The organism is Bifidobacterium boum (assembly GCF_000741535.1).
Classification (GTDB): Bacteria; Actinomycetota; Actinomycetes; order Actinomycetales; family Bifidobacteriaceae; genus Bifidobacterium; species Bifidobacterium boum.
Genome location: NZ_JGYQ01000015.1, coordinates 197432 through 209947 on the forward strand (window position 1 = coordinate 197432; position 12516 = coordinate 209947).

A 12516-nucleotide genomic window follows, 5' to 3' on the forward strand; every position below is an offset into this window, starting at 1 on the left:
TATCTCAGGTCAATCGCCGGCCCTCACAGCACGGCGTAACGGTTGAGTTCCCGTCGCAGGGTACGCCAGTCGGGCAAGAACCGGTCCATCAGCTGTTGGAATCGGGACCCATGGCCGCCCGCCCACAAATGGGTCAGTTCGTGGACCAGCACGTATTCCAAGAATCGCGGCTCCATCAACCCCAACTGCAAGTTGAGCCGGATCCGCCCTGTCGCCGGGGTGCATGACCCCCACCGCGAATGCATGATACGGAACGTGATGCGCGTCGGCGAGCGCCCGATGATGCGTGTCCAATGGTCCAGGAGCGCCGGAAGCTGCCGTTCCAGCGATTGTTTGGCTTGTTGCCGCATGTCGTCGGTCCACCCTGCGACCCCGGTGGCGGAGTGTGACGGGTTTGCTGTATCAACGCCGGATTTCTGCCTGTCGGACTGCCCATTGCCGGACATTTCGCGCATCAGCCGCATAGTGTCGTGCTGCATCCGCTGGATGGTGCGCTGTTGCGCGTGAATCCACGCCACGCGTTCGCCGACGAATGTTTCGATCCGTTCCGTGGGTATGCGCATGGGTGCGGTGACTTGGATGGTGCCGTTCGGCGGTTGGACGCGCAGGTACATGTTGCGGATCGGCTTGCGGATGACGGTGACGGTCATGCCGCCGATACGCATGGTGGTTGTTGATGCGGTGCGCCTTGATGCGCGGCGTCGGGTGCTCACGGCGCGTCCTTTCTGCTGGGTCGGGTGTCGGGTTCCGCGCTATCCGCGGATTGTGGTTGCGGATGTCACAAACGCAGCGTCATTTCATCATACGGTGCGGTGAGTTCCGGCCCGTCCCCGCGTAATGGCGCGACTTGATGGCATGCCAGACGCGCTTGTGACAGCTCCGCCCCACGCGCGGATGCCGCGGAAAGCAGCTTGCCTCCAGGAATATTGCGATTAAGCCATTCCTGGGCATGGTCTGTGTCGCACAGTACTGGCATCCGGTCATGTACGTGTGCGGCGACACCAACCGAGTCGCGTGTCAGGATGGTCGTGGTAAGCAGCCATGTGGCGTTGTCATGATTGCGGGGCAGCCACCATGAGTACAGGCCGAGCAGTAGCAACGGCTGGTTGTCGTTCGCGTGGAAATAGTAGGGCTTGCGGTCTGCCGACCACTCGTAGTAGCCGGAGACGGGGATGATGGCACGGTTGTGTTGTGCTGCTTGTGCGAAGGTCGGCCGGTTGAGTGCGGATTCGATGCGTGCGTTGAAGGTGGGGTAGGGCAGTTGTTGTGATTCCGCGGTGGGCGGGATGAGTGACCAGTAGGCTGGCGCAAGATGGTTGACACCATGGGCGTCCTGACCGACGATGGCGATGGTCTGGGTTGGGTTGATATTCCATGACCGCTCCGGTAATCCGGCGGACGGTTGCGCGCGCAGCATCCGCGCGATTTCAGGGTAGTCAAGCTCCGCAGCGAATCGTCCACACATGTTGTTCAGCGTAGTCGGAACGGGTGAACGATTGTATGGGCTCAGATAACTCGGCAAACGCAACACGCCGGACACACGCAAGTTGACTGCTTCTGCCACTGTGGTATTATATCTGCTTGTGCGCTTTTAGCGTGCGGATCGGGCCCGTAGCTCAGGTGGTTAGAGCGCATCCCTGATAAGGATGAGGTCGGAGGTTCAAGTCCTCCCGGGCCCACGTCGGAAAATTCAGCGGCTCGCGAGCCGCTCTTTTTTTCACACGGGGCTATAGCGCAGCTGGTAGCGCATCTGCTTTGCAAGCAGAGGGTCGCCGGTTCGAACCCGGCTAGCTCCACAGCAAACCCCCGGAACCTTTCAATCAGCAGAGTTCCGGGGGTTCTTGTATTTCCGCTTCTTCCTTCACAAACCAACTACGCGAATGGCCACGCAGGCGTAACCGGTTTGGGAAGGACGGGATTTCGGGGTCAGCGCACGTCGGATGGCGTGTCAGAGGCGTTGCCGCCGCCCTGCTTGGCAAGCTGGTCTCGGATTTCACGCAGCAACAGCACGGTCTCTTCGTCGTTGCTCAGTTTCTCCTCCTGTTCCTTCTCGACCTTGGCGTCCTCTTCGCCCTTGGCTTTGGCGATCAGCGCTTCGGACATGTCACGCAGCTTGTTGATTGGCACGAGGATGCAGAAGTACACGGCTGCGGCGACGACCAGGAAGTTCAACACTTCGCCGAGAATCGCACCGAAGGATACGGTCGCGCCGTTGAACGTGAAAGCGAGCAGCCCGTCCATATTCGGTTTGCCGAAGATCATGGCGATGAGCGGGTTGATGAGGTTCTTGACGATGGAGTTCACCACGGCGGTGACCGCGGCGCCCATGACCACGCCGACAGCCATATCGATCATGTTGCCGCGTGAAATGAATTTCTTGAATCCGTCTATCATATTGTTCTCGATTCTTTGGTTGGTCTGAAAGTCGTATGACTGGCCGACATGGCCTGCGTGAACGGTAAGGCGTCATGCCCGTTCTCATCATACCGTGTGTCGTGCATCGTTTGACCCTATGACACACCCGTGCACCGGGCGATATTGGGCGACCAAACCGTAGTCAACGTCTTGCCGTAGGGGTGTATTCGCGCTTACAATACAACCGTCTTATCAATAACCCGACCAATGAGGGGAGAGCTATGCTCACCGAAGAGTATGTCAAGCGCGTGTATGCGCAAGTGGAACGCCGTGACGGCGACCAGCCAGAATTTTTGCAGGCCGTGCATGAGGTGTTCGAGAGTTTGGAGCCGGTTGTCGCCAAGCATCCCGAGTATGAGCGCAACGGCGTGCTGGAACGGTTCGTTGAGCCGGAACGCTTGGTGAAGTTCCGCGTCGCATGGACTGATGACGAGGGCCACGTCCAGGTGAACCGCGGCTACCGCGTCCAGTTCAATTCGGCGATCGGCCCGTACAAGGGCGGCCTGCGCTTCCACCCGACGGTCAACGAGTCCGTCATCAAGTTCCTCGGTTTCGAGCAGATTCTCAAGAACTCCCTGACCGGCCTGCCGATGGGCGGCGGTAAAGGCGGCTCCGATTTCAATCCGAAGGGCCGTTCCGACGGTGAGGTGATGCGCTTCTGCCAGGCGTTCATGACCGAGTTGCAGCGTCATATCGGCCAGTTCACCGATGTTCCCGCCGGCGACATCAATGTCGGTGCCCGTGAAATCGGCTATCTGTTCGGCCAGTACAAGCGTATCCGTGACGAATACTCCGGCGTGCTCACCGGCAAGGGCCTGGAATTCGGCGGTTCGCTCGCCCGCACCGAGGCGACCGGCTACGGCCTGTGCTACTACACGCAGGAGGCGCTGCGTGTGCTGCGCAACGATTCCTTCCAAGGCAAGACCGTGGTTGTTTCCGGTTCCGGCAATGTCGCGATTTTCGCGATTGAGAAGGCGCAACGTTTGGGCGCGAAGGTGGTCACCTGCTCTGATTCGAGCGGATACGTGTACGATCCCAAGGGCATCCAGCTTGATGTCGTCAAGGATATCAAGCTCGGTCATCGTGGCCGTATCAAGGAATACGCCGAACGCGTGCCCGGATCCGAATATCATGACGACTGCCGTGGCGTGTGGACGGTTCCGTGCGATATCGCGCTGCCGTGCGCCACACAGAACGAGATCGACGGCGAATCCGCCCGCACGTTGGTGGACAACGGCTGCACGGTCGTGTGCGAAGGCGCGAATATGCCCAGCACGCCGGAGGCCATCGCCGTGTATCAGGGCGCAAAACTGCTGTACGGCCCTGCAAAGGCCGCCAATGCCGGTGGCGTGGCGGTTTCCGGCTTGGAGATGAGCCAGAACTCGTATCGTCTGAGCTGGACCTTCGACGAGGTTGATGCCAAGCTCAAGCAGATCATGGAAGATATCGTGGCGAACTCCTTGAGCGCCGCGAAGGAGTACGGTCACGAAGGTGACCTCATGCTGGGCGCGAATGCCGCCGGCTTCGTCAAGGTCGCAAACGCGATGGTCGCGCAGGGTATTTTCTGACCCTGTTCTGCGTCTGTCTACGCTGGCAGCTGGCAGCTGGCTGGTGTCAGCGTAGACGAACGCGGGAATCACCGCCCTGCTGCAGGCGTTTCACGGCCCTGCCGCCCATCCTGCTGATTCTGCGGTATGGATGGTACCGGCGTACCATCAACGGTATTCGTACGCTCACGTTCCGTTTCAGTATCGCCCGGAATATAATCCCACGGCATCTGTTTGAATACCAGTGCGAACACCGCGACCGCGATGACCAGAAGCCCGCTGTGAGCGTCCTTCTGCAGCAGGGTCAGCAGGAACCATCCGCCGATAATCACCGTGCGAATCACATAGAACAGCACACGTTTCCAGCCGCGTCGCGCACGGGTTTCCATACTCATGTGGGTGAACATGCCGCCGAGTGTCTGTCCGCGGTGCGAGGCGGGAATCCACAGCTCGAAGACGAGGAATGACACCATGCCAAGCACGGTGACTATGGTGTCCAACGATTCGACGTGTACGATAGCGCCCGCCAGCTGGAATGTCCCGTCGGGAAGCGGCTTCGCCAGCATGTGGAACAGCAGGATGACCACCAGTCCGAGCGGATAGTAGCCCAATGTGACGATGATCATATCGATGGCGAAGGTCACGCCACGATGCACAATGCCCGGCCTGTGGTTGACTTCCAGCCGATCTACCGGCCGGTACGGCCATCGGCGGTCGCACAGCTTCGCGATACCATACCCTGCAACAGCACCCAGCGTATTGGTCAGCAGATCGTCGACATCGAACTGCCGGTACGAGCACGGGTAGAGGCCCAGCAAACCGCTCAGCTGGGTCAGTTCGATCACCAGTGACAGGATGAACCCGACAATCGCCGTATGGGCGAATCCTCGGCGCAGGAACCGCATGAGCAGGAATCCGAGCGGCAAGAACAACACCACGTTGAGCAGCAGTTGCAGGACCGCGGAGACACCACCCGTGGTGATGTCTTGGATGAATGCCAGCGGGTTGAGTTGCGGGGACAGGTGATGTGTGGCGCAGTAGCGGTCGGGGTTGTCCGGCATCGGATACTGGGTGAACGTCACCAGGCCGGCGACATACAGTACACTCAGGTAGGATCCGATGACGGAAGCCAGACGCAGCCGATGGTCGCGATGGTAGAGCAGCGCGAGAATCGGCAAGGTCAGGAACGCCGAGATGAACGGCCAAGCCACCAGCGCGATCAACAGGGGAGTGCTGAAAGTCTTCGCATACAGGGTTACGATACTCATCGTTCACCACACTAGTGCAACGGCTGCGGGTTGTCCCGGCACCGGTACGGTTTTTGGCTCGGCGGAGGGTTCCGGGAACACACGTTCAGCCTGTGGACGATAGCGGATTGTAAGCCGCCACTAGGTTCAGTTGATTACAGCTTGGCGAGGGCCTCGCTCACCCAGGGTTCGGGAATCACACGCCGCCACGCCATCATCGACGCCCATGTGGTGACGATACGGAAATACTTGCGTCTCGCGTCCGGCTTGGACATGCTCAAATCGTGCAGACCGCCGCGGATGGTCGCCAAGGCGATCACATCGCCCAGATGCAATGCCGCTTGGCGGATTGCGGTGATGTCCAGCACGCTGTCCGCTTCACGCATATCCTCGTCCCACGTGGTTTGCAGCATCATGGATTTATCCGACGTACATACCAGCACAGGGATTTGGATATCAAGATTCTTCGCGATCTCATCCTGCCCGTTGTAGATGGCTTGCATCCAGCCTGCCCGAGGCAGGAACTCCACATCGGGGTTGAGCGGATGGTCAAGATAATCCCATTCCCCGCCGGTCGACCGTTTGATGCACCGGGCGTAGAATCCCGGGTCACGCATCGGCATAATGGTTTTGCCGCCACGCAAGCGGTACATTTGCACGACCGGCGTGGACAGCAGACGGAACATCCGGTTGCCTTGCAGCTCAAGCCAAGGGGAGTTGAGCGCCAACGCCTCGACATGGTGCGGATGCTCCGAATCAATCCACAGTGAAGCGCTTAATCCACCTTGAGAGTGGGCAATCATCAGAATGCGTACATCCTTGCCCTGTTCTTTGACGATCTGGTCACGCAACGCGTTGAATTCCAGACGGTAGTCGTGCAGGTCTTCGATATATCCGGGAGTCTGGTAAGAACGGTAGGATCGTCCGAATTTGCGCAAATCCACTGCGTAGAAGGGGATGCCCAGCGACTCCCAGTATTCGGATGCGTGCCGGCGGTAAAAGTAGTCGTTCCAGCCGTGTACATACATGATCGCCAAGCGGTGGCCTCGCATGCTGTAATGCCAGCGGCGCCACCGTTGCTGTAGGGACAGCTGTGAGGGATTTTTGCGCACAAAGGTCGCCACAATCTCACCTTCGGCGTCTTCACCGAGATGGACTGTCGCCTGCTGGTATCCTTCAAGTACGGTGTCAGTCTTCCATGGATCCACATACGCGTATGCGGCTTGCGAGTCGGTTGTGCGCTGATGTTGCGAAAGCGCATCATCCGGCAACGGTTCCGACGATGAGGCGGATACGGCAAGCGTATTGGCTGAATCCATCGAAGTTCCTGTCATGGCTGACACCTCCTGATCTGCCGTATGGAGCCATTACTGGCTATCTTATTCAAGCCGCGCACACGTTCGCCATAAGCATGTGTCCCATCCTGCTTCTGCCGACGCTCACACCGTGCTCAGCGTCGGCAGAAACAAAGAACACACCCTCCACCGACGCTCACCGCCCCCTCAGCGTCGGCAGAAACAGGATGGGGGGCCGACCGTGGTCTGGATGGGGGTCGCGCTGGTGATGTCACGGATGATGGTCACGGTTGTGGGGATAAGCGAAGGGGCGGCTCCGAAATTCGGAACCGCCCCTCATCATGGTTGTGATGGCTATGGGAACGCGTCAGTCGTCGCCCAGCGTCACATGGACGCCGCCGACCAGCGAGCTGACCACGTTGTACAGGAGTGCGAAAATCGTCGCCAGGAGGGTGAACAACACCACACCGACAATGGCAAGAATCGTCACCGTGCTCAGCACCGTACTCAATGAGAGCACATCAGCGAGGTTGAATCCACTGGAATCAAGGCCTGTCGATGAGACGATCTGCGTGACCTGATCGAATACGCCTGCCAGGTTGAGGATCAGCCATACGAGTGCCGCTGCGACGATTTGGATGATACCGCCCGCCACGCTGAGCAGGAAGGTGACTTTGGCCACCGACCAAGCGTCCACGCGGGTCAGGGACAGGCTCATGCGCCGTGCGCGAGGCGTATGATGCCGACGCTTGCTCGCCGCCGCCGCACGCGCCGCGGATGGCATCGGAGCCTCATTACCGGTACTGATCGGCTGATTTGAGACGGTCCTGCCTACGCGCGGTTCACGGCGCCCTTCTTCGTCGACGTTTTCGCTCATTGTTTCTCCTTGGACGTTTCCGACTGCCTTCGCCTGATTAGTGAACCTACCAGTGTTCGGGGACGATTACCGCCCTGATACCGAGGTCTGCACACTATCCGGCGAACCGAGCCCATTGTCCGGTTCGCCGGCAGCGTGTCATCATTCGGTTGGCGTCACAGTTGCCGCATCAGCCGGCTGATTCTGCTGGTCTTGCGACGCCGTATTGTTCTGGTCGGTATCATCGTCGTCGCCATCGTCATCCTTTTCGGCGTTGCGTGCGATGGCGAGAATCTCGTCACCCTTGTCAGGCTTGGCGAAGGTCACGCCCTGTGTGGTCCTGCCGGTGCGATTGACCTCGGACACGTCGGAGCGGATGACTTTGCCGGACTTCATGATCGCCATGACTTGGTCGTCCTCGCTGACTACGAGCGCACCGACCAACGAGCCACGGCCTTCCGTCAGTTGCAAGGCTTTGACACCGAAACCGTTACGGCCTTGCAGACGGTATTCGCTGATGGCCGTACGCTTGGCGAAGCCTTCGTTGGTGACCACGAACAGGTCTTTGTCGCTGTCGCCCCAGATGACGTCCATGGACAGCAGTTCATCGCCGTCACGGAACTTCATGCCTTGTACGCCGGCGGTCTGGCGTCCCATCGGACGCAGTTGCTCGTCGTCCGCGCGGAATTTGAGGCTCATACCGTGCTTGGAGACGAGGATGATGTCGTCCTCCGGGTTGCACAGCGCGGCGCCGATCAGCTCATCGGCCGGCTCCCCGGTTTCCGGATCGGTCGCCAGACGCACGGCGATGAGGCCGCCCTGGCGAGGCGAATCATATTCGGCGAGGCTGGTTTTCTTGACTTTGCCGGAGCGTGTGGCGAGCACCAGATATTTGGCGACCTCGTAGTTCGGAATCGACAGCACCGCCTGGATAGTTTCGTCGGGGGCGAACTGCAGCAGGTTGGCCACATGTTGGCCCTTGGAATCCCTCGACCCTTCGGGCAACTCGTAGGCTTTGAGACGGTATACGCGTCCCTTGTTGGTGAAGAACAGCAGCCAGTTGTGCGTGCTGGTGAGGAAGAAGTGGTCGACCACGTCGTCCTCGCGCAGCTTGGTGCCCTTGATGCCTTTGCCGCCGCGGTGCTGGGCGCGGTATTCGTCGGCTTTGGTGCGTTTGATGAAGCCGGAATGGGTGACCGTCACGACGACGTTCTCTTCGGCGATCAGGTCTTCGACGTTCATCTCGCCAGAATACGGCAGGATGCGGGTACGGCGTTCGTCGCCGTACTTTTCGACGATTTCGTCAAGTTCGTCGCCCACGATCTGACGCTGGCGTTCCGGCTTGGCGAGGATGTCGTTGTAATCGGCGATCTTGCGCTGCAATTCCTCGTGTTCGTCGAGGATCTTCTGCCGTTCGAGGGCGGCGAGACGGCGCAGCTGCATCGCGAGGATCGCGTCCGCCTGCACGTCATCGACGTCCAGCAGGTCCTTCAAGCCTTCACGGGCGGTGTCCACGTCCTTGGAGGAACGGATGAGGGCGATGACCTCGTCGATCATGTCGAGGGCTTTGAGATAGCCCTGCAGGATGTGATCGCGTTCTTCAGCCTCACGCTTCAAATACCGGGTACGACGTTCGACGACATCAAGCTGGTGGGAGACCCAATGGCGGATGAACGCGTCCAGGCTGAGCGTGCGCGGCACACCATCGACCAAGGCGAGCATATTGGCACCGAAGGTCTGCTGGAGCTGGGAATGCTTGTACAGGTTGTTGAGCACGACCTTGGGGACCGCATCACGCTTGAGCACGAGCACCAGACGCTGGCCGGTACGGCCGGAGGTTTCGTCGCGCATGTCGGCGATGCCTTGGATCTTGCCGTCACGCACCGCTTCGCGGATGGAGACGACCAGACGGTCCGGGTTGACCTGATAGGGCAGCTCGGTAACCACCAAGCACATACGCCCGTTGATTTCCTCCGTGTTGACCACGGCACGCATGGTGATCAGGCCACGGCCGGTGCGGTACGCCTGTTCGATGCCCTTGTGGCCGAGAATAGTCGCTCCGGTCGGGAAGTCCGGCCCCTTGATGCGTTCGATGAGCGCGTTGAGCAGTTCTTCGCGGCTCGCGTCAGGATGGTCGAGCGCCCAATGTACGCCGTCAGCCACTTCGCGCAGGTTGTGCGGCGGGATGTTGGTGGCCATGCCGACGGCGATGCCGGCGGAACCGTTGACCAGCAGGTTCGGGAAACGGCTGGGCAGTACGGTCGGCTCCTGAGTTTTGCCATCGTAGTTGGGCACGAAATCGACGGTGTCCTTGTCGATGTCACGCACCATTTCCATGGCGAGCGGAGCCATACGGCATTCGGTGTAACGCATGGCGGCCGCCGGGTCGTCGCCCGGGGAGCCGAAGTTGCCCTGACCGTCCACAAGCGGATAGCGCATGGACCACGGCTGGGCCATACGCACAAGCGTGTCGTAGATGGCGGCGTCGCCGTGCGGATGATACTTGCCCATGACGTCACCGACGACGCGGGAGCACTTGTTGTAGCCGCGGTCGGGACGGTAGCCGCCGTCGTACATCGCGTAGATGACACGACGATGGACCGGCTTCATGCCATCACGCACGTCAGGCAGTGCGCGTTCCACGATGACGGACAACGCGTAGGCCAGATATGATTCGCGCATTTCCTGCTGCAAATCGATCGGTTGGACGCGCTGGCCTTTCATCAGGCCGTAATCGGTGTTGTCGGCCTCTTGGGGGCTCAACGGCTCATGGTTGTTGTCGAGCCCGTTGATCTGGTCGTCATTGCTGGCCCCGCTGTCTTCCGGATTGTTGGTGTTGGTTTCGTCTGCCACGGTTAATCCTTCGTTTCCTTGTCCATCCTTGTGGGATGGCTAGCCTGACACGGCTAGTGGTGAAGTGTGCTGGTTTCCGTGCCAGGACCCGTGGAAAATCGCGAATCCCGGCATTGTACGGTCACGCGTCGATGAATCGTGCGTCGTGCGCGTTGCGCTGAATGAACAGGCGTCGGGGTTCGACCTCGTCTCCCATCAGCATGGAGAAGGTTTCGTCCGCCTGCGCCGCGTCCTCGATGTGGATTTGCTTGAGGATGCGATGATCGGGGTCCATGGTGGTTTCCCACAGCTCCTGGTAGGTCATCTCGCCCAGACCCTTGTAACGCTGGATGCCTTCGCCCTTCGGCAGCTGACGGCCGGACCCCTTGCCTTCACGCAGCACGCGGTCGCGCTCGGCGTCCGTGTACACGAAGGAGTGCGGTCCCTTGGTCCATTTGATGCGGTACAGCGGCGGCATGGCCACGTACACGTATCCGGCGGTGATCATCGGGCGCATATAGCGGAAGAACAGCGTCAGGTTCAGCGTGGCGATATGTGCACCGTCGACATCGGCATCGGCCATGATGATGATCTTGTGGTAGCGCACCTTGCTCACGTCGAAGTCTTCGCCGTAGCCGCCGCCGATCGCGGTGATCAGCGACTCGATGGTGTCGGACTTGAGCATGCGGTCGATGGATGCGCGCTCGGTGTTGAGGATCTTGCCTCGCAGCGGCAGAATCGCCTGCGTGATCGGGTTGCGCCCCTGGATGGCGGAGCCGCCTGCGGAGTCACCCTCGACGATGAACAGCTCGCATTCCTCCGGATTGTTGGACTGGCAGTCCTTGAGCTTGTCAGGCATGCCTGCGGATTCGAAAATCGACTTGCGCCGGGTCGATTCGCGGGCCTTCTTCGCGGCGATACGGGCGCGGGAGGCCTCGATCGCCTTCTGGATGACGCTTTTAGCCTCGGCAGGGTGTGCGTCGAACCAGTCGCCGAGTTTGTCGGTCATCACACGCTGGACGAAGGTCTTCGCCTCGGAATTGCCGAGTTTGGTCTTGGTCTGGCCTTCGAACTGCGGGTTGGTGAGTTTGACGGATACGACGGCGGTCAGACCTTCGCGCACGTCATCACCGGAAAGGTTGTCGTCCTTTTCTTTGAGGATGTTCTTCTCGCGCGCATACCGGTTGACGAGCGTGGTGAGCGCCGCGCGGAAGCCTTCCTCGTGGGTGCCGCCTTCGGTTGTGGAGATGGTGTTGGCGAAGGTGTGCACCGATTCGGAGTAGGCGGTCGTCCATTGCATGGCGATTTCCGCCGAAATGCCGATGTTGAGGTCTTCGGCCTCGAAATCGATGACTTCCTCTTCAATCGGGTTGGTTTTGCGGCTTTTGACCAGATAGGCCACGTAATCCTTGATGCCGTGCTCGTAGCAGTACGTCACGGAGCGATGGAGCTCCTCGACCGGGTTGTCGCCGTCGCCGGCCACCTCGTCGCCCGCCTGGTCGATTTCACGCAGGTCGGTCAGGGAGATGCGCAGGCCGCGGTTCAAGAAGGCCATCTGCTGGAAACGCGAACGCAAGGTTTCGAAATCGTAGACCGTGGTTTCGAAGATCTTCGGGTCGGCCCAGAAGGTCACGGAGGTGCCGGTCGATTCGCCGTCTTCCATGGGTTTTCCTTGGGCGAGCGGAGCCGTCGGATGCTGGTCGATGTACGTCTGGGTCCAGTGGAAGCCCTGCCGGCGCACCTCGATTTCCATACGCGTAGACAGCGCGTTGACCACGGAGATACCCACGCCGTGCAGACCGCCGGAGACCGCGTAACCGCCGCCGCCGAACTTGCCGCCGGCGTGCAGCTTGGTCATCACCGTTTCGACACCGGAGACGCCTTCGCCCGGCACGATGTCGACCGGGATGCCTCGACCGTCGTCGACCACCCGGATGCCGTTGTCCGGCAGGATGGTCACTTCGATATGGGTGGCGAAGCCGGCGAGGGCCTCATCCACCGAGTTGTCGACGATTTCGTAGACCAGATGATGCAGGCCTCGCGGACCGGTCGAACCGATATACATGCCCGGGCGGATACGCACCGCTTCGAGGCCTTCCAGCACGCGCAAGTCGCTGGCGTCGTAATGGTCCGGCGACAGCGAATCGTCAAGCTGGGCGTTCTCGAGCTCATCGTTGGCGATGGCGTCGTTGACTTTGTCGTTGAGTTCGGCCTTGGATTCAGTGCCGGGTCGCGACGGTTCCCCGGCTTGTCCGGGCATATTGGTGTTCAGCGAATCAGCTTCAGCGTCTGCCACTCAATTTCCTTCCCGTGCCCTGTGCAGC

9 protein-coding genes and 2 tRNA genes are annotated in these 12516 nt (G+C 60.1%); 3 read left to right on the top strand and 8 right to left on the bottom strand.

The window, feature by feature from the left end; all coding sequences use genetic code 11:
• Positions 1–23 precede the first annotated feature (23 nt).
• The gene (locus tag BBOU_RS05605; protein WP_420885352.1) at positions 24–713 is read right to left on the bottom strand and encodes a M48 family metallopeptidase; all 690 of its coding nucleotides are present in this window, start codon (positions 711–713) and stop codon (positions 24–26) included.
• Positions 714–778: 65 nt separating this feature from the next.
• The gene (locus tag BBOU_RS05610; protein ID WP_238552077.1) at positions 779–1564 is read right to left on the bottom strand and encodes an SOS response-associated peptidase; all 786 of its coding nucleotides are present in this window, start codon (positions 1562–1564) and stop codon (positions 779–781) included.
• 41 nt (positions 1565–1605) lie between these two features.
• Between BBOU_RS05610 and BBOU_RS05615 the strand changes: the two genes are divergently transcribed.
• A tRNA-Ile gene (locus BBOU_RS05615) sits at positions 1606–1679 on the top strand.
• Between the two features lie 44 nt (positions 1680–1723).
• Positions 1724–1796: transfer RNA gene (locus BBOU_RS05620), tRNA-Ala, on the top strand.
• A 130-nt stretch (positions 1797–1926) separates the two neighbouring features.
• Here the strand turns inward: BBOU_RS05620 and mscL are convergent.
• The gene (mscL, locus tag BBOU_RS05625) at positions 1927–2394 is read right to left on the bottom strand and encodes a large conductance mechanosensitive channel protein MscL (protein ID WP_026503022.1); all 468 of its coding nucleotides are present in this window, start codon (positions 2392–2394) and stop codon (positions 1927–1929) included.
• 242 nt (positions 2395–2636) lie between these two features.
• Here mscL and gdhA point away from each other — a divergent pair, with 242 nt between their 5' ends.
• Positions 2637–3983, top strand: a complete 1347-nt coding sequence (gdhA, locus tag BBOU_RS05630; protein WP_026503021.1) for an NADP-specific glutamate dehydrogenase — start codon at positions 2637–2639, stop codon at positions 3981–3983.
• Positions 3984–4051: 68 nt separating this feature from the next.
• On the opposite strand, the gene BBOU_RS05635 is transcribed toward gdhA, so the two are convergent.
• The 5 genes from BBOU_RS05635 to gyrB all read right to left on the bottom strand — a co-directional run bounded on the left by BBOU_RS05635 (position 4052) and on the right by gyrB (position 12452).
• Entirely contained in the window at positions 4052–5230 is a 1179-nt protein-coding gene (locus tag BBOU_RS05635) for a VanZ family protein (RefSeq protein ID WP_051616791.1), read from the bottom strand.
• 134 nt (positions 5231–5364) lie between these two features.
• Complete coding sequence (locus BBOU_RS05640; protein WP_238552080.1) at positions 5365–6543, bottom strand: alpha/beta hydrolase; 1179 nt, start codon at positions 6541–6543, stop codon at positions 5365–5367.
• A 328-nt stretch (positions 6544–6871) separates the two neighbouring features.
• The gene (locus tag BBOU_RS05645) at positions 6872–7381 is read right to left on the bottom strand and encodes a DUF3566 domain-containing protein (RefSeq protein ID WP_026503020.1); all 510 of its coding nucleotides are present in this window, start codon (positions 7379–7381) and stop codon (positions 6872–6874) included.
• A gap of 141 nt (positions 7382–7522) precedes the next feature.
• Positions 7523–10213: a DNA gyrase subunit A gene (gene gyrA, locus BBOU_RS05650; RefSeq protein WP_026503019.1), complete on the bottom strand. Its 2691-nt coding sequence runs from the start codon at positions 10211–10213 to the stop codon at positions 7523–7525.
• A gap of 121 nt (positions 10214–10334) precedes the next feature.
• Positions 10335–12452 carry a DNA topoisomerase (ATP-hydrolyzing) subunit B gene (gene gyrB / locus BBOU_RS05655; RefSeq protein ID WP_238552092.1) on the bottom strand — a complete coding sequence of 706 codons (2118 nt, stop codon included), beginning with the start codon at positions 12450–12452 and terminating at the stop codon, positions 10335–10337.
• Positions 12453–12516 lie beyond the last annotated feature (64 nt).